Below are 16,923 nucleotides of genomic sequence, written 5' to 3' on the forward strand. Positions count from 1 at the left end.
CCCCGCAAAGGGGGTGGCCGTCACGGCCTCAGCGCACGGTCACGTTCGGGACCCGGCCGGGGTCTTCCAGCAGGGGCGCGAGGCGCACTTGCAGCAGGTAGCGTTCGGCGCCCCGGCGCCCCACGTACCGCGCGAGCACCTCGCCCAGCTCGTGCTGGAGGGCCTTGGCCTCCTGAAAGTCGAGCCTCAGGTCGGTCACCCAGCCGCCCAGATGCACGGCGGGCATCCCGGCGTCCGCGAGGTCCACGGCCCGCTCCGGGTGCGCGACGATGCTGGCCCGGACCCCGCCGTCCCCGGTGCCCTCCACACGCATCCCCCACTGACCGGGATGCTCGCGCCAGACCCGCGCCAGACTCCGCAGGAAAAAGGTCAGCCAGGGAGCGTCGGCCCGCGCGAGCGCCACCTCCACCGTCTCGAGCGGCAGCAGCTCGAAGGGAACGAACACCACGTCCGCCACCGCCCGGTACACCTTGAGTTCGCGCCGCCCCCGCCGCTCCAGGCGCGTCACCTCCAGCAGGCCCTCCTCTTGCAGCCGCCCAACCTGGTAGTGCAGCCGTGACAGGCTCACGCCGAGTTGCCGGGCCGCCGCACTCAGGGTCGCCTCGCGGCCCAGGAACGGCCCCAGATAGCGCATCTCCCAGCCGTCGATCAGGCGGGGCGCCCTCTGCGGATCAAGGTGATGCAGCACACCGTTGATCAAAACCGGCCTGTCCATTTCAAGCACTCTACCCCTATGCTCGGCCGCAAGAACCTGGAAGACCCGAGAACCTGGAAGACCGAAGTGCCCAGCGACAGAGGTAGACGTGCCTGCGAGCGCCGTGGGCACCCCGGGGTCCGGCCCACCTGCGGCTGGCCCGCCTGCCCACCCCCGCGCCCCCGGAGGTTCCCGATGACGCCCCACCTGCGGACCCGCGACAAGCTGCTGTACGGCCCGGCCGACTTCGGGGGCAACCTCGTGGGGGTGGTGGGCAACACCTGGCTGCTGTACTACTTCGTCAATGTCGCCGGGCTGCCGCCGCTGCTGGCGGGCCTGGCCTTTCTGGCCGGGCGGCTGTTCGACGCGCTGGTGGACCCGGCCATCGGGGCGCTTTCCGACCGCCTGCGGGTGAGGCGCGGCCGCCTGTGGTTTACCCGGGTCTTTGCCCTGCCCGCCGGGCTGGTGTTCGGGGCGCTGTGGCTGGTGCCCTACGTGGACGGGACCCCGGGCCGCTTTCTGCTGGCCTGCCTGGGCTTCATGACGCTCTCGGTGCTGTACTCGCTGGCGACCATCCCCTACCTCGCGCTGGGACCCGAACTCACCCGCGACTACGACGAGCGCACCCGCCTGAACTCCTACCGCCTCGCCTTCTCGATGCTCGCGACCCTGGTCGGCGTGGCGCTGCCGCCCCTGATCGTGCTGGGGGTGACGGGCGCGCGCGACCTCGCTTCGAGTCCGCCCGCCGGATGGCTGGTGGTCGGCGTCGTCTCCGCCGTGGCCGCCACGGCCGCCCTGCTGGTGACGGGCCTGGGCGTGCGTGAACCGCTGCGCCACCTGAGCGGCGCAGCCCACCCGCCCCTCAGGTGGCGCGCGGTGCGCGAGTTGCTGGGCACCTTCGGCCTGGGACCGCTGCTGGGTGTCTTCCTGCTGATCACGGTCGCGCTGATGGTCACCAACTCCATCCTGCCCTTCTTCCTGGAATCGGTGCTGCGGCTGCCGGGCAGCCTTCAGGCCCCGCTGCTGGGCGGCCTGTTCGCGGTCGCCATCCTGGGGTTCGGGCTGTGGAGCTGGCTCTCGGGGCGAATCGGCAAGCGGGCGGGCGTGATGCTCGGCTCGGCGCTGATGGTGCTGAGCCTGCTGCTGTACGTGTACGCCGTGCCGCGCGGGGGGGTCTCGCCCCTCCTGATCGGGACCATCGTGATCAACGGCCTGGGGCTGGCGGCGGTGTCGCTCTTTCCCTGGGCGATGTTGCCCGACGTGCTGGAATTCGACGAGCTGCGCAGCGGCCTGCGGCGCGAGGGCCTGCTGTACGCGCTGCTGCTGCTGGGTCTCAAGGCGGCCGGGTCGCTGGGGGTGTTCTCCAACGCCCTGGTCACGGGCGGGCTGGGCTACGTGGCGGGCAGCGCCGTGCAGAGCAGCGACACGGTGCGGGGCATCGCGCTGATGATGGGTCCGGTTCCGGCGGCGCTGTACCTCGCGGCCCTGGTGTGCGCGTGGCGCTACCCGATCACCCGCCAGAACCACGCCCAGGCCCGCGCGCAGCTCGCGGCGGGGGCGGCCGCCTCCGGCCCCGCCGACTGAAAGGACCCCCATGCCTGACATCCTCCGCACCCCCGACCACCGCTTTGGGGGCCTGCCGGGCTACCCCTTCGCGCCGCAGTACGTCGCCGACCTGCCGGGGTACGGCGGCCTGCGGATGCACCACCTCGACGAGGGGCCGCGCGGCGCCGCCGAGACGTTCCTGTGCCTGCACGGCCAGCCCACTTGGAGCTACCTCTACCGCCGGATGATCCCGGTGTTCACGGGGGCCGGGGGCCGGGTGATCGCCCCCGACCTGTTCGGCTTCGGGCGCTCGGACAAGCCCGCGCAGGACCGGGCGTACACCTTCGACTTCCACCGTGGGTCGCTGCTGCGGCTGATCGAGCGGCTGGACCTGCGCAACATTACCCTGGTCGTGCAGGACTGGGGCGGGCTGCTGGGCCTGACCCTGCCGCTGGAGATGCCGGGCAGATTCTCGCGCCTGCTGGTCATGAACACGGCCCTCGCCACCGGGGACGTGCGGCCTGGCCCCGCCTTTTACGCCTGGCGGGCGTACTCGGACGCCCACCCGAACCTGGACGTGGCCGCCCTGCTGCGCCGCGCCTCGGCCCGCGTGACGCCGCAGGAAGCCCGCGCCTACGAGGCACCCTTTCCGGACGCGCGCTACAAGGCCGGGGTGCGCGCCTTTCCCCGGCTGGTGCCCACCCGCCCAGGCGCGCCGGGCGCCGGGGTCTCCCGCCGGGCGCGCGAGTGGTGGGCGCTGCAACTGCATATGCAGAGTTTCATGGCGGTCGGGATGCGCGACCCCATCCTGGGCGCGGGGCCGATGCGGCAGCTGCGTGAGCAGATCCGGGGCTGCCCGCCCCCGCTGGAGGTCGCGCGCGGCGGTCACTTCGTGCAGGAGGACGCGGGCGAGGCCATCGCCGCGGCGGCCCTGCGGGCTTTCGGCCTCGCCGCTGGCGGCTGACCCGGCCCCCCCCGGCAGACAGGGTCCGCCCCTTTCCCCAGCCAGGCTGGCCCCCTCTGCCGGTGGGGGTCGGGGGCGCACTCGGGCAAATCCCGGCCTGCCCTGAACCGACCGGGCGCCGGGTCACGGCCCCTCACGGCCTGCCGGCCCCCTGGGGCGCTCCTTACCGGCGGATTGCCAGCGCCCCCCGCCAGCCCCGCGCCGCCACGAGTTGCCGGGCGCGGCGGGTGGCCTCGCGGTAGACGGCGTCCAGCTCTAGCCCCGCCGGGGACCGCGCGGCCAGCAGGGCGCCGAGTCTGGCGTCCGGCACCTCCTCCAGCCCGGTCGGCCCCGCCGGATCGCGCGCCGCTTCCCCGCTGAACAGCCGCGCCAGCCCCTCGGCCAGCCCGCGCGGGAGGGCCGCCGGCTGGGCCGCGTGAAAGGCCTCGTGGCGAACGGTCAGGGGCAGGAGGCCGCGCGCCGCCAGCGCGCCGAGGCGCTGGGTGTGGATCACCGTGCCCCGGGTTGTCGCCGCGACGAGCCACCCCTCCCCGGTGCGGCGGGCGAACTCTGCCGCGCTGGCCGAGGCCTCCAGCCGCACTGCGGGCACGGTCAGGCCCAGCCCCCGCAGGTCGCGTTCGGCCCCGCGCCACGCCCCGAACACGGCGCCGAGGTGCGCGCGGTCGCGCGGGTCACCGACGGTCACGCTCAGCCGCCCCTCGCGCACGGTGAGGGCCGGGGCGGACCCCAGGCCCAGCGCCAGCAGGACGGCCAGGACGCGCCTCATTCGCCGCGTCCCCGCACGGTCAGCGTGGCGGCGGGCGCGTAGCCCTCCACGTCGGGGTCGTACATCAAAAAGGCGTGGGTGGGCAGCGCCGTGAAGGTGCCGGGCGTCTGGACGCGCAGCACGTAGGTCATCTTCTGCGGCCCGGAGATGAAGTCGGCGTAGAGGTCCACCCGGTCGTCGAGCAGGTCGCGGCCCGCGTACCACTCGTTCCACCCCTCACCGTCCTCGCCGCTTCGCAGACCGCTGATCGCCAGCGAGCGGTCGTCCAGCGCCCGCGTTCCCGCCGGAATGGGATCGCTGACGATGAGGTAGCGGGCGCCCTTCTGCCCGGGCCGCACGGTCAGGGTGACCAGAATCAGGTCGCCGGTCGTGACCGGCTGGAGCTGTCCGCCCCGCAGCAGCGGCACCCGGCGGAAGGTGTACCGCTTGCCCTTCCTGTCCCAACTCGGCTCTAACCGCTCGTAGGTGCGGGTGAGCTGAAAGCCGCGCGTGACGCCGGAGAGGGCGCGCGGTTCGCGGGCGAAGTTCAGTTCGGCGGAGAAGGAGGCGCCGCGCGGTCCGTCCACCCGCAGCTCGTTGGTGCCGCGCAGCAGGGCCGAGAGCCGCTCGCCCGCGAGGGTGAACTCGCCCGCCCCCCGGACCTCCCCGACCCGCTGCCCGTTGAGGCGAACGGCGGCGGCGGCGGCAGGCCCGCTCTGCCCCGGCCCCAGCGCCAGCGCGGCCAGCACCACGCTGGTGGTGTCCTGGGTGCTGACCCAGCGCGGCCCCCGGCGGTTCGCCAGCAGCCACTGGCTCGCGCGGGGAATCAGCGGACTCCCCGGCTCCAGCCGCGCCAGGGCCTCCAGGGCGGCGGCGGTGGTCTGAACGTCATTGTCTTCCCAGTACCACTGCCAGGCCGCGCGCTGCGGGGCGTCCCAGCGCACCAGGGCGCCGCCGCGCACGCCGACCCGCTTGGCCTTCAGGCGGTCGAGCAGGTCCGCCGCCGCCCCCCGCTGCCCGGCCCGGTCGAGCGCCAGCGCCGTGTGTGCCAGCGCATACGGCGCGAGGTCGCCCCGGCGGGCGAAGGCGGCCAGGCGGTCGGCCCCGGCTCCTGCACTGGCCCGCCCCGCCTCCGCCAGCGCCCGGTAGGCGGTCGCGCGGGCGCCCTGGGGTTCTCCCGCCCTCTCCACCTGCCGCGCGAGGTAGGCCAGCCCCCGGTCGAGCACGCGGTTCTCCACCCGTACCCCCAGCGCCTTGGCCCGCAGCAGGCCGCGCGTCACGTAGGCGGTCATCTCCAGGGTGGAGTCGTCGAACTGCCAGAAGCCCCAGCCGCCGTCCTCATGCTGAAATTCGGTCAGGCGGGCCACGCCGAGGTCGGTGATGCGGGGCAGTTCGCGGCGTACCTCGGCGGGAAGCGCCCCCTCCCCTAGCGCCTCGCGGGCGAGCAGGGCGGGCAGGAAGCGGCTCATGGTCTGCTCGGTGCAGCCGTAGGGGTAGCCCACGAGGTACTCCAGCGCCGGAGCCACGGCGTCCAGCAGCGACGGCGTGACGAAAACGCGCAGCCGGGCCGTGCTGAGGTTCGCCTCCGGGGGCAGCCGCAGCGGCACGCTCTGGCCCGCCGTGCCCACCGCCGTGACGCTGCTCTCGTAACCGCGCGCCTTGACGGGAATGGGAAGCCGCAGGCTGTCGCCCGCCGCCGGGCTGCGGGCGCCGAAAGTCACGCGGGCGAGGCCGGGCGCGTCCGCCCGCACCGCGAAGTCCTGCCGAACGCGGCTCCCGGCGGGTACCCTCAGCGGGGCGCCGGAAGGTCCCAGCAGCGGCGATCCCAGCCCCGTGAGGCCCGACAGGCGCGCGGTCGCGTTTGCCTCCAGTGGGCGCCCCAGCGTGTTGTTCACCACGCCCGCGAGCGTGACCCTGTCGCCGCGCACCAGGAAGGGCGGGACGCTCAGGCGGGCGATCACGTCCTGGGTGGTCATGGTGGTCGCCACCGCCTGCCCGAAGCGCGGCGAGACGGTCTGGGCGCGGGCGGTCGCCACCCAGGTCGTGAGGTTGTCGGGAAAGCGCACGCCGACCTCGGCGCGGCCCGAGCCGTCGGTCACCAGCTGGGGCACCCAGAGGATCGTGTCGCGGAAGTCCTCGCGCGGGGCGTCCCCCTGGGCCACGCCCTCCCCCTTGCCCTGCCCGAAAGCGGCCTCGGTCATCGCGGCGGTGGGGGCGGGCAGGCGGCCGGTCTCGAAGTAGAAATACACGCTGGTCTCGGTGCCCACGGCGTTCTCACGCGGGGCGTGGAAGACGTTCAGCATGGACGGGCTGGTGTCGGGCCGGATCAGGTAGATCGCCCCGTCCACCACACCCAGGCTCAGCTCGGCGGGCACCCCGCGCCCCGCCGCGTCGCGCACCTGCACGGTCAGGCGGCCCGTCTCGCCGGGGCGGTACTTCGCTTTGGCGGGCGTGACCTGCACCTTCAATTCGGCGTCCTGCACTGGCACCCGCACCCGCGCGGCGTTGGAGTAGAAGTTCCCCTCCCCCAGCGCCGCCGCCCCCACGAACACGTCGCCCCGCATGTCGGGCGTCACCGGGAACGAGTAGGTCAGCGCCGCCCCGCGCCCCCGCAGCACCGCCGAACGGCGCAGGCGGTCGCCCTCCAGCGTGACCAGCACCGGGGAGCCGGGGTTGGGGTTGCCGACCAGCACGGTCGCGGTGTCGCCGGGCGCATAGAGACGCCGGTCCGGCCGCACGGTGAGGTCGCGGTAGGTCCAGCCCCAGTCCTCGCCGGTTTTGAGAATCCAGACGAAGTTCTCGAAGGTGGAGACCCGGCCCTGCGGGTCGCGCACCCGCGCCCGGATCAGGTAGCCGCCGCCCCGCGTGGCGGTGAGGACCGCGCTCCCGACCCCCCGCGCGTTCGTGCGGACGGGCACACGGGCGACCCGCGTCTCGCGCAGCGTCTCCCGCCCGCGCGCCCCCACCCACTCCTGGCGCACCAGGTCAAGGGTCACGGGCGCCGCGCGGCCCGCCCCGTTCAGGTCGCGGGTCTCCAGGGTCACCTGAATAGGTTTTCCGGCGCCGTAGACGTAGGCGTCGGTGCTGGCCTCCACGTTCAGGGCGGCGGGAAAGGCGATCACGCGGGCAAAGCCGCTGACCGGGCGGCGGGCCTCGTCCTCGACCTCGGCCTCGATGCGGTAGCTCACCGGGCGGCCATTCGCGTCCCGCTCCAGCGGCAGCGTGAGGTCGAGGTCGCCCGAGGCATTCAGCCGGGTCTCCTCGCGCACCACCAGGTCCGAGCCGTACTCGCGGCCCCCGGGGTCGGGCGGCAGGTCCGCCTCGGCGTCGAAGCCCGGCGGGTAGTACGGTGCGCGGGTCACGTTGTAGGTCACCCGCGCCCCGCCCACCCCCCCGCCGAAGAGGTAGCGGGCGCTGACGGTCACGCTGAGCTTGTCGCCCTGCACGGCCCGCGCCCGGCCCGGCGTGACCGTGACCGCGTATTCCGGCTTCTGGTACGCCTCGACCGCGAAGCTGCCGGGGACCGATGCTGTGTCGCCGCCCCCCGCCGCCCGCGCCTCGAAACGGTATTCCCCGGGCTTGGCCCCGGCGGGCAGGTCGAAGCCCGCGCTGAAGGAGCCGTAGCCGTTGGTGGTCAGGCGGCGCGCGAAGACGCTCTCCCCAAAGGGCGAGAACACGGTCACCCGCACCGCCTGCCGCACCAGGGGCTTCAGGGTCTGGCCGCTGCGCAGGGTGCCCTGGAACTCGACCCGCTGACCGGGGCGGTAGACCGGGCGGTCGGTGTAGACGAAACCCTTCACGCGCGGCTGGGCGTAGGCGTTCCAATTCGCGCCCGAGATCGCCCATCCCTCGCCGTAGCGGGCCAGAAAGTATTCGCCCTCCCGCGCCGGGGCCGTGAACTTGGCGAGGCCGTCCGGGTTGGCGAGGGTGGGGGCCGCGCCGCTTGCTCCCAGCCGCCAGATGCGGGCCGCCCGCGTCTGCCCGGTCTCCCGGTCTGCCGCGTACACCACCGCCGTGCCGGAGTCACGCTTCACGACCAGCCCCAGGTCGGTGACCAGCACCAGCGTGCCCACCCTGCCTGCGCGCAGCACGTACAGCCCGGCGGGCAGGGGGCCGAGGTTGACCTCCCCGTAACTCCTGGCCCCGGTGCTCAGCGTCCGCGCCAGGGTGGTGCGGGTGCCGGGCGGCAGGCGGGGCTGGTGGGGATCGGGCGCGGCCCGCAACACCTCGAGCGGGTCCACCACCCGTTCCAGCCGCAGCGGCGTGCGCGGCGGAGCCGTGACGCCGACGCGGACCGGCTGTCCCGGACGAAAGACGCCGCCGTACAGCCCCACGGGCGGCTGGGCGGGCGCGAGGCTGGCAGCGAGCAGGACGGCGAGCAGACCGGCACGGGCAAGGGGTCGCACAGGGGGTTCCTCCAGGGGAGCTGAACCCCTTCAGCGTACCCCTCCGGCTGCCCCGCCTTGCCCCCGAGCCTTGCCGCCCAGCCCTACCGCAGAATCTGCCAGCGGTACACGCCGAGAAAATTCGGATTGCCGGGCGTGGGGTGAAAGGCCGGGTCGGGGTGACGCCGCAGCGTGGCGAGGGTCACCAGCCGGACCTCGCCGCCTTCCCCGGGCCGCGCGCCCGTGTGGTACACCACGCGCCCGCCCCCCAGGAAGACCATGGAGTGGTACGCCCCCAGGCCCGGCCGCAGGAAGAACAGCAGGTCGCCGCGCTGCGCCCGCGCCGGATCGCGCGAGACGCGGGCCGCCGAGTGGTTTGCCAGAAACTGCGCCGAGGTGCGCCCCACCAGCCGCCCGGCGTCCACGTCCCCCGCGCGGTAGGGGCCGGGCGCCACCCGGAACACCGAGCGGGACACCAGCGGGGCCGGGTACGTGAGGCCCCGGACCTCCGGCAGACGCGGACGGGGCAGAAAGGCGAACTTGGCCCACCACGCCGCGTCGTGCCTGGAGAGCGCCTGCACGAAGGCGTAGCGCACCAGCCCCGCGCAGTCCTGATCCTCCCGCTTCCAGTCCGGCGAGAGGCCGTAATACTGGCTCTCGGCCACGCTGGCAAACCAGTCCGCAAAGGCGGCGCGGTCCACCCCGACAAGTTCCAGCGCGTCGGGGTAGCCGTCGCGGTCGCGGTCGGGGGCCGGGACGGCGGCGGCGGCGGCGGCCGCGCCCAGCAGCAGGGCGGCGAGGGCCAGCACCCGCCTGACCGCCCGGCCCCCCCCTCGCCCTGCGCGCCGCGCCTTGCCGCTGCCCCGCATCCTCTCGCCTCCCGGTCCGGCGGCCCGGACCCCCCGCCCTGCACCGACTGCCCCCGTGAGAGGCGTCTGGGAAACGCCGCACTACTCGGGTGGGGGGCGGGCCTGCTACCCTGACTGTACAACCGCAGCCGCAGGCTGGGGGAGTAGCCGCCTGAGCACAGGTGCGCGGCGCCGTCAGTCCGGGAGCCTCACCGCTTTCCGGCGTCCGCAGCGAAGGCCAGACCCAGCCGAGGAACGGCCCCGCCCTCCTCGACCCTCTTCGTCTCCGACGGCGCGGATACAGCGCCGGAAGGCGGGTCTCATGACGCTGCGTATCCTGGTTCCGACCGACTTTTCCCCGGCGGCGGGGGCGGCCCTCACGGTGGTGCGGGCGGCCTTTCCCCAGGCCCGGACCGAGCTGCTGCACGTGGTCCCGTCCCGCTCGCCCCTGGCGGCCCCTCTGGCGGCGGGAGGAGGAGGAGCCGACCCTTCCGCACGCCAGCGCCTGGAGGCCCTGGGCGGCGGCACCCTGGTTTCGGGGTCCCCCGCCGACGAGGTGCTGCGCCGCGCGCGCGAGGGCGGCGCCGACCTGATCGCGCTGGGCCGGGTGGGCGAGCGCGGGGGCGGGCCGGGGCGCGTCGGTGCGGTGGCCGAACGGGTGCTGCAAGGCTCGTCGGTCCCGGTGCTGAGCGTGCCGGTGCCCAGCTCACCCGCTGCGGCCCCGCCCACCCGGGCGCTGGTGTTGATGGACTTCTCGCCGGGCGCGCTGGCTGCCCTGCGCTTTCTGGAGCGCTGCTGGCCGGGCCTGGAGGTCCACCGCCTGCATGTTGTGGACGGCAACGCGCTGGAGACGCCCTTCGCCCTCGCGTCCCTCTCCGCGCCGCTGCGTGGGGCGAGTTCGTGGGTTCTTCAGCAGCGCAACGCGCTGTGGGAGGCAGAAGCCCGGCAGCGCCTGGAGACGCTGGGCGGCGGCGAGATCGCCCGGGGCGCCCCGGCCGAGGTCGCGCTGGAGCGCGCGCGGGGCGGCGAGTACGCGGTGCTGGCCCTAGGTGCGAGCGCCAAACGTGGCCTCGACCGCCTGCTGTTCGGCTCGGTCGCCCGCCGGGTGGTGCAGCACGCCCCGGTTCCCGTGCTGACGGCCCGGGGCGCCCCGGGACCCACGGCCTGACCGCCGGAAGCGTCGCCGCCGCGCCCTTTGCGGGCCGGAGCCGCTCCGCAGGCGCGGCAGGGCGGCTCCGGTTCAACTCCGGATGGGGTTCAGTTGGTGCGGCCACCGCTGTCAGGCGCGGCGGGCGCGATCCTGAAGTCCTGAACCCGTCCCCCCTCGTCAAGGCGGAACACCACGGTCCATTCCTGGCCCGGGGCACCCTCGAAAGTCGCCGTGCGGACATAGGAGGTCAGGCCGCCTTCCTCGATCACGGCCTCGTGCAGCAGCGCCGCCTCCCGCCCGAAGCTCTGAAGGCCCGCCGCGCGGTAGGCCTGGAAGGCGGCCAGGTCGCGCCACTCGGCCCGCGCCGACGGCAAGAAGGCCGCCCACAGCTCCCCGAGCCGCTCGCCGTACAGCAGGCCCGTCAACTCGCGCCCGCGCCGCAGCGGGTCGGGCCAGGCGGCCGGGGTCGGGGAGCGCGGGTCTTCTGCCACCGGGGCAGGTGCGGGCGCCGCAGCCGCAGCCCGCGCCGGGGCGGGGGTCGGCGCGCCCGCGACCTCGCCGGGCCGTGTGGCGACTGGCGGCACCGGGGACGTGTCGGCTGCCGCTTGCCCCGCCGGGGAGCCTCGCGCCGCGCTCGCCTCCGGCGCCCGCGAGACCGGAGCGCTGGGTGAAGAGGAAGAGGCCGACTGGCCCGCCGTGCCCGGCCGCGCAGGCGCGGGAGCGGGGGCCGCCTGCCCCGAGGGCGCCTGTCGGGAGGGGGGCTGGGGGGCCGGGCGCGTCACCGCCGCGCGGGGGGGCGCCGTCTGGGGGGTGGGGGGACGGGGCGCCGGGACCTGCGGGCCGGAAGAGAGCGGCGGGGCAGGCGGGCGCGCGGCCAGGGGGCGGGCCGCCGGGGCCTGCGCCGCCGCTGCTGAACGCGGCGCCGCTGGGCGTGAGGCCGCTGGTGCAGACGCGCCGGGCACCCGGGGGGCCGTCACACGCGGTGCGGGCGCCGGGGGCAGGGCGGGGGGCAAAGGAACCCTCGCCGCTTGAGCGGCGTTCGCTCCCGGCCCCCGGGTGGCTGCGCGGGCGCCGGGGGCCAGGGGTGGGGGGTCTTCCGGTCCCAGCAACTGGGCCGGGGTCACCCGGGGGGGAAGCGGCGCTGGTTTCACCGCCGCCGGGCGGGCGGCCGGACGGGCAACGGGGGCCGGGGGCCGCCCGGCTTCCTGGGGCCGGGGCGCCGGGGCCACCGCCGCTCGTTTCGCCGCAACTGGGGTCCGGGTCGGCGTGGCCGGAGCGGCTCTCGGCGCGGGAGGCGCGACCGGAGCCTGCGGGCGGGTTGCCGGGGCGGCGGGGTTCGCCGGGGGCCGCCCCGGGGCGCGCGAGGCGACCCGAGCCGGGGGAGACGCGGCGGCGCCCGCCGTGTCCGGGGCTTTGGCCCCGGCTGCCACCCGGGGCGTGACCGCTCTGGACGCCGTCTCGCCTGCCGGGCTAGCGGACCGTTCGGACGCAGTACGGGGCGCCGGGGCCAAACGGGGCGCCGCCTTCGCCGCGCGCTCGCCGGCTGAAAGCGCCGGGCGGCTGGGGGCAGCAGCGGGGGCGCGCTGTTCCACCGTCCGGGCGGGCGGCGCAGGAATGGGAGCCTCACGGGTCTTGGCGGCGGCTTCCCCTTCCCTGACCTCTCTTTCCAGCAGCGGGGCGGCTGCGGCAACCGCCTGCCCTGGCCGCGCAGGCCCCTGCCCGGGCGCGGGCGGGACCGCTCGGCTGGCCGGAGCGGCGGCCACCGGCCCCGCCGCCGTGGCGGCCAGCGCCGGGCGCACCAACCAGGCCTGAAGCTGGGAGGCAAACATCAGCGCCAGCGAGACCAGCACGGCCAGAAAACAGATCACCAGCACCTCGGTCCGGTTCATGCCCCACCTCCCAATTCCACGAGAAGGCCTTTATAAACCAGCCGGGGCGACCGAAATGGGAGCGGGGACAGGTGGGACGCTTGCCCACCCCAGCACCGGGGAAAGGCAGCACAAGGGGCCGCCCCCGGTGGAGGGGCGGCCCGGTCAGCAGGGGGAACGTTTAGAGGTTGCCCTTGAGGGTGCTGGCGACCTTGAAGGCCACCTTTTTCCCGGCCGGAATCTGGATCTTCTCGGAGGTGCCGGGGCGCACGCCGGTGCGGGCAGCGGTCGCCTTGACGCTCAGGGTGCCCAGGCCGGGCAGGCCCACGCTCTGGCCGCCGCGAATGGCGTCCACGACCACGTCGAGCATCGCGCTGACGGCCTCCTCGCTCTGCTTCTTGGTCAGGCCGGTCTTGTCGGCGACCATCTCCACAAGCTGGGTCTTGGCGACCTTCCCGCTGCCGCTCTCATTTCCGGCGGCGCGGGTCGAGCGGCCCTGGCCCTCGTCACGGGCGCTGGCCTTGCTGGCGGCGGGCTTCTTGGCGGCAGGGGCCTTCGTCGACTTTTTCGTCATGGTGAGCAGCATGACATACGTCAGGGCCGCCGTGAAGGGGGGGCCGCAGCCGTACAGCCCCGCCAGCACGCACTTCCCGGTTGACAGACGCTTTTTTTGCCGTACTGCACGCATTTTCTGGAAACGTTCATCTACTCACTTTAGGCCCGGTCCAGCAGCACAAAGGACGTGCCACACGCCATCTGGCCCCCGCGCCGGAGCGCCCGGCCCTCAGCTCAGGACCACCGTCTTGAGGTAGGTCAGCTCCTCCAGAGAGCTGCGGGCGCCCTCGCGGCCGAAGCCGCTGTCCTTGATGCCGCCGTAGGGCATCTGGTCCACCCGGAAGGTGCTGGGGTCGTTCACGATCACGCCGCCCGCTTCGATATCGCGCACAGCTTCCAGGGCGTGCGCGAGGTTCTGGGTGAACACCCCCGTCTGAAGCCCGTAGCGGCTGCGGTTGGCCGCGGCGATCGCCTCGCTCCACGACCTGGCGCGCGAGAGCACGGCCACCGGGCCGAACGCCTCCTCACGCACCAGCAGGGCCTCCTCGGGCACGTCCTCCAGCACGGTGGGGGGCAGCAGCAGCCCCTGGGCCACGCCGCCCAGCAGCAACCTGCCGCCCAGCGTCTGCGCCTCCGCGATCCAAGCCTCCAGGCGCGCCAGGGCAGCGGGATTGATCAGCGGCCCCACGTCGGTCGTTTCACTGAGCGGATCGCCCACCACCAGCGCGCGGCTCGCGTCCAGAAAGGCGGCCTTGAAGGTCTCGTAGGCGTCCGCGTGAACGATCAGGCGCTGGGGATGGATACAGACCTGCCCCTGATAGGCGAAGCTTGCGGCGGCCAATTTGCGCGCGGCCAGCCTCACGTCGCAGTCGAGGTCCACCAGATTGGCGCTGTTGTTGCCCAGCTCCAGCACCAGCGGTTTGAGGCCGCTGCCGCGCTTGATGGCCTCGCCGACCTGCGGGCTGCCGGTAAAGGTCACCAGCGCGACCCCGGGCGCCGACACCAGCGCCGCGCCCAGCTCTCCCCCACCGTGCAGCACGTTCAGCGCTCCTGCCGGAAACCCCGCCTCCGCGATCAGTTCGCCCAGCAGGTGGGCGGTCAACGGGGTCTGGGGCGCGGGTTTGAGAATCACCGTGTTGCCGCCCGCCAGCGCCGGGCCGACCTTGTGCAGCGTCAGGTTCAGCGGAAAATTAAAGGGGCTGATCGCCGCGATCACGCCCCGAGGCTCACGCAGGGTCAATCCCAGTCGCCCCTCCCCGAAGCGGCTGGCGTCCAGCGGGATGCCCTGCCCGCTGAGGCCCGCCGCCTCGTCCGCCGCAAAGCCCAGGTTCTCCACGCTGCGCGCCACCTCGACCCGCGCGGCCTTGAGCGGTTTGCCCGCCTCGGCGGCGATGGTCCGCGCAAAGGTCTCGGCACGCCCCGCGAGCAGGGCCGCCGCGCGGCGCAGGGCGTCGGCGCGGCGGTGCGCGGGCCAGCGGCGGTACTCGGCCAGGGCGGTCTGCGCGGCCTCCAGCGCCCGCTCCAGGTGCTCCGCGTCTGCCTGGGCGACCTGGTAGAGCGCTTCTCCGCTAAAAGGGTTGGTGACGGTGTCGTGTCTCCCGGTCTGCACGGCCTGTCCGCCGATCAGGAGGGGCACGCGGGTCAGGGTGGTGGTCATGGCCCCACTGTACGGCGCGCCGCCTCCGGCGTCCGGTGGCGCGCCTCCGGTTTGACGGGCGCTCCCCGGCACCCCGCCCCGCCGCCTGCTCGTCACGTGACGAGCAGGTCAAGCCTGAGAGACGCGGGCGCGTTCCGGCTCGGTTTCGGTCTACCCGAATGCCGCCCCCGCATTGACGCTCCCCCCCCCCGGCAGGCTAGCTTCAGGAATGATCCGGCGAAGCGCGGCTCTTCCTCCGGCGCCAGGCCGGACCCGGCGCGCCCTGGTGCTGCTGTGCGCCCTGCTCGCGGGTGGGGCGGACGCGGCGCGGCTGACGGTCTTCGCGGCGAGCAGCCTGACAGACGCCTTCGGTGAGATCGGGCGGGCCTTCGGCGCCCAGACCGGGCACCGGATGACCTTCAGCTTCGCGGGGTCCCAGACCTTGCGGACCCAGCTGACCCAGGGGGCGCGGGCCGACGTGTTCGCCAGCGCCAGCGCCGCGCAGTTCACGCCGCTGGTCACGGCGGGCCTGATCGGGCCGGGGCAGGACTTTACCCGCAACCGTCTGGTGGTGATCACGCCGGCAGCCCGCCCGGCCGTGCGGACGCTGGCCGATCTGGCGCGGCCCGGGCTGCGGCTGGTGATCGCCGACCGGGCGGTTCCGGCGGGCGAGGCGACCCGGCGCACCTTTGACCTGATCGCGGCGTCCGGGACCTACGGGCGAGATTTCGCGGAGCGTGCCCTGCGCAACGTGGTCAGCGAGGAACCCAACGTGCGGCAGGTCGCGCTGAAAGTGCAGCTCGGGCAGGCCGACGCCGCCGTCGTCTACGGCAGCGACCTCACGCCGGAGCTGCGCCGCAGCGTGCGTTCGGTCGCCCTGCCGGGCCAGTTCAATCCGCCCATCGCCTACCCCATCGGGGTGCTGAAGGCCAGCCAGAATCCGGAGGCGGCCCAGGCCTTTGTGCGGTTCGTGCGCTCGCCTGCGGGACAGGCGATTTTGCGGAAGTGGGGCTTCCTGTCGCTTCCGTGACCTCCTCCTCCACCCGTGGGGACAATGGCGCGCGGGCAGGCGGCCCGCTTCATCCGCTGCCGGTCGCGCTGAGCCTGCTGATGGGGGCCTTCTTGCTGCTGCCGGTCGCGGCGCTGCTGCTGCGTGGGCTGAACGCGGACTTTTTGCCCACCCTGACCTCGCCCGCCGTCACGGACGCCCTGCGCGTCAGCGCGCTCACGACCGGCGTGGCGCTGCTGTGCACGCTGGGGCTGGGCACTCCGGTCGCCTACCTGCTGGCGCGCCGGCGCTTTCCGGGCCGCACGGTGCTCGACGCGCTGCTGGACCTGCCGCTGGTGCTGCCGCCAGTCGTGGCGGGGGTCGCGCTGCTGCTGGCGTTCGGACGCACGGGCCTGCTGGGGCGCCCGCTGGAGGTCGCGGGGGTGGACCTGGCCTTTACCCCGGCGGCAGTGGTGCTCGCGCAGGTGTTTACCAGCGCCCCCTTTTACGTGCGGGCCGCCAAGGCTGGATTCCTGGCCTACGACCCCGACGTGGAGGCCGCCGCCCGCGTGGACGGCGCGGGGCGCCGGGCGACGTTCACGCGGGTCACGTTGCCGCTGGCACTCCCTTTTTTGCTGGAGGGCGCGGTGCTCGCCTGGGCGCGGTCGCTGGGCGAGTTCGGCGCGACCCTGCTGTTCGCGGGCAGCCTTCAGGGCAGCACCCGCACCGTGCCGCTGGCGATCTACAGCGCCGCCGAGAGCGACCTTGCCCCCGCTCTGGTCCTCAGCGCGGTCATGGTGGTCCTGGCCTTCGGGGTGCTGCTGCTGCTGCGGCTGCTGGCGAGGAGGTGACCGCGCTTCTGTCGCCCAAATGTCGGGGCCGCCCCCGTGTTAGCGTCGGGGCATGACCCCGCCCGGCGTGACCGACGTGTATTTCGACTTCCTGTGCCCCTTCGCGTGGCGCGGCGTGGAACTGGCCTCGGTGTTGCGCTCGCCCGAGCGGCCCTTCCGGTTGCGGCACTTCTCGCTGGTGCAGGGCAACCACCCGCAGAACCCCGACCGCAAGGCCCCGGCGTGGTGGTTGCACGAGCAGGGAGCAAACGAGGGCGCCACCCACCAGCAGGGCAGCCTGCGGGCCTTTCTGGGCGCCCAGGCGGCGGCCCGGCAGGGCGAGGAGGCGAGCTGGGCCTACGCGCTCGCGCTCTTCCGTGCCCGTCATGAACAGCAGGGCGAGCTGGACAGCGCAACGGTTATCGGGGCGGCCGACACGGCGGGGCTGGACCTCGACCGCTTCGTGGCCGATCTGGCCGACGACGCCGGGCTGCGGCAGGCACTGGGCAGCGAGCTGCGGGACGCGGCGGCGCTGGGCGTCTTCGGCACGCCGACGTTCGTCCTGCCGGACGGAAACGCAGCTTACCTGCGCTTTTCCCGGTTGATCCGTGACGAGGCCGAAGCCCGTACCCTCTGGAACCTGTACGGCGAGGTCCTGCACTCCGAGGCGGCCATCGAGACGATCAAGCGCCCCCGCTGAAGCGCACTGCCCGCC

At 74.3% G+C, this 16,923-nt stretch carries 13 protein-coding genes; 6 read left to right on the plus strand and 7 right to left on the minus strand.

Going from position 1 to position 16,923, the window contains the following annotated elements; genetic code table 11:
• Positions 1-28: 28 nt before the first annotated feature.
• On the minus strand, positions 29-715 hold the full coding sequence (locus HNQ09_RS06605) for a hypothetical protein (RefSeq protein WP_184027058.1): 687 nt from the start codon (positions 713-715) through the stop codon (positions 29-31).
• A gap of 174 nt (positions 716-889) precedes the next feature.
• Between HNQ09_RS06605 and HNQ09_RS06610 the strand changes: the two genes are divergently transcribed.
• Positions 890-2,278, plus strand: a complete 1,389-nt coding sequence (locus HNQ09_RS06610) for an MFS transporter (protein WP_184027060.1) — start codon at positions 890-892, stop codon at positions 2,276-2,278.
• 10 nt (positions 2,279-2,288) lie between these two features.
• A complete protein-coding gene (locus HNQ09_RS06615) occupies positions 2,289-3,203 on the plus strand; it encodes a haloalkane dehalogenase (protein WP_184027062.1) in 915 nt (304 codons plus the stop codon).
• A gap of 163 nt (positions 3,204-3,366) precedes the next feature.
• Here the strand turns inward: HNQ09_RS06615 and HNQ09_RS06620 are convergent, their stop codons facing one another.
• The 3 genes from HNQ09_RS06620 to HNQ09_RS06630 all read right to left on the minus strand — a co-directional run bounded on the left by HNQ09_RS06620 (position 3,367) and on the right by HNQ09_RS06630 (position 9,142).
• Entirely contained in the window at positions 3,367-3,969 is a 603-nt protein-coding gene (locus HNQ09_RS06620; protein WP_184027064.1) for a hypothetical protein, read from the minus strand.
• Positions 3,966-8,354 carry an MG2 domain-containing protein gene (locus HNQ09_RS06625; RefSeq protein WP_184027066.1) on the minus strand — a complete coding sequence of 1,463 codons (4,389 nt, stop codon included), beginning with the start codon at positions 8,352-8,354 and terminating at the stop codon, positions 3,966-3,968. The genes HNQ09_RS06620 and HNQ09_RS06625 overlap by 4 nt, the downstream gene beginning before the upstream one ends.
• Positions 8,355-8,437: 83 nt before the next feature.
• Positions 8,438-9,142, minus strand: coding sequence for a DUF1175 family protein (locus tag HNQ09_RS06630; protein ID WP_184027068.1), 705 nt, complete (start codon positions 9,140-9,142; stop codon positions 8,438-8,440).
• 361 nt (positions 9,143-9,503) lie between these two features.
• On the opposite strand from HNQ09_RS06630, the gene HNQ09_RS06635 reads away from it, so the two are divergent.
• Complete coding sequence (locus HNQ09_RS06635; RefSeq protein ID WP_184027070.1) at positions 9,504-10,349, plus strand: universal stress protein; 846 nt, start codon at positions 9,504-9,506, stop codon at positions 10,347-10,349.
• Positions 10,350-10,438: 89 nt separating this feature from the next.
• On the opposite strand, the gene HNQ09_RS06640 is transcribed toward HNQ09_RS06635, so the two are convergent.
• The 3 genes from HNQ09_RS06640 to HNQ09_RS06650 all read right to left on the minus strand — a co-directional run bounded on the left by HNQ09_RS06640 (position 10,439) and on the right by HNQ09_RS06650 (position 14,411).
• Positions 10,439-10,915 carry a hypothetical protein gene (locus HNQ09_RS06640; protein WP_184027074.1) on the minus strand — a complete coding sequence of 159 codons (477 nt, stop codon included), beginning with the start codon at positions 10,913-10,915 and terminating at the stop codon, positions 10,439-10,441.
• Between the two features lie 1,465 nt (positions 10,916-12,380).
• A complete protein-coding gene (locus HNQ09_RS06645; protein WP_184027471.1) occupies positions 12,381-12,785 on the minus strand; it encodes an HU family DNA-binding protein in 405 nt (134 codons plus the stop codon).
• A gap of 198 nt (positions 12,786-12,983) precedes the next feature.
• Entirely contained in the window at positions 12,984-14,411 is a 1,428-nt protein-coding gene (locus tag HNQ09_RS06650) for an aldehyde dehydrogenase family protein (protein ID WP_184027077.1), read from the minus strand.
• A 208-nt stretch (positions 14,412-14,619) separates the two neighbouring features.
• Between HNQ09_RS06650 and modA the strand changes: the two genes are divergently transcribed.
• From modA to HNQ09_RS06665, 3 genes are read left to right on the plus strand one after another with little or no spacing between them, the layout of a single operon-like run.
• Positions 14,620-15,420, plus strand: coding sequence for a molybdate ABC transporter substrate-binding protein (gene modA / locus HNQ09_RS06655; protein ID WP_184027080.1), 801 nt, complete (start codon positions 14,620-14,622; stop codon positions 15,418-15,420).
• On the plus strand, positions 15,417-16,229 hold the full coding sequence (locus HNQ09_RS06660; RefSeq protein WP_343057638.1) for an ABC transporter permease: 813 nt from the start codon (positions 15,417-15,419) through the stop codon (positions 16,227-16,229). The genes modA and HNQ09_RS06660 overlap by 4 nt, the downstream gene beginning before the upstream one ends.
• Positions 16,230-16,281: 52 nt before the next feature.
• Positions 16,282-16,908: a DsbA family oxidoreductase gene (locus HNQ09_RS06665; RefSeq protein ID WP_184027083.1), complete on the plus strand. Its 627-nt coding sequence runs from the start codon at positions 16,282-16,284 to the stop codon at positions 16,906-16,908.
• Positions 16,909-16,923: the final 15 nt, after the last annotated feature.

This window comes from Deinococcus budaensis, assembly GCF_014201885.1.
GTDB lineage: Bacteria > Deinococcota > Deinococci > Deinococcales > Deinococcaceae > Deinococcus > Deinococcus budaensis.

Bases quoted from the DNA above. Each gene is read 5' to 3' on its own strand.
- HNQ09_RS06605 (WP_184027058.1), bottom strand. From the start codon at position 715: ATGGACAGGCCGGTTTTGATCAACGGTGTGCTGCATCACCTTGATCCG.
- HNQ09_RS06610 (WP_184027060.1), top strand. From the start codon at position 890: ATGACGCCCCACCTGCGGACCCGCGACAAGCTGCTGTACGGCCCGGCC.
- HNQ09_RS06615 (WP_184027062.1), top strand. From the start codon at position 2,289: ATGCCTGACATCCTCCGCACCCCCGACCACCGCTTTGGGGGCCTGCCG.
- HNQ09_RS06620 (WP_184027064.1), bottom strand. From the start codon at position 3,969: ATGAGGCGCGTCCTGGCCGTCCTGCTGGCGCTGGGCCTGGGGTCCGCC.
- HNQ09_RS06635 (WP_184027070.1), top strand. From the start codon at position 9,504: ATGACGCTGCGTATCCTGGTTCCGACCGACTTTTCCCCGGCGGCGGGG.
- HNQ09_RS06645 (WP_184027471.1), bottom strand. From the start codon at position 12,785: ATGCTGCTCACCATGACGAAAAAGTCGACGAAGGCCCCTGCCGCCAAG.
- HNQ09_RS06650 (WP_184027077.1), bottom strand. From the start codon at position 14,411: ATGACCACCACCCTGACCCGCGTGCCCCTCCTGATCGGCGGACAGGCC.
- modA (WP_184027080.1), top strand. From the start codon at position 14,620: ATGATCCGGCGAAGCGCGGCTCTTCCTCCGGCGCCAGGCCGGACCCGG.
- HNQ09_RS06665 (WP_184027083.1), top strand. From the start codon at position 16,282: ATGACCCCGCCCGGCGTGACCGACGTGTATTTCGACTTCCTGTGCCCC.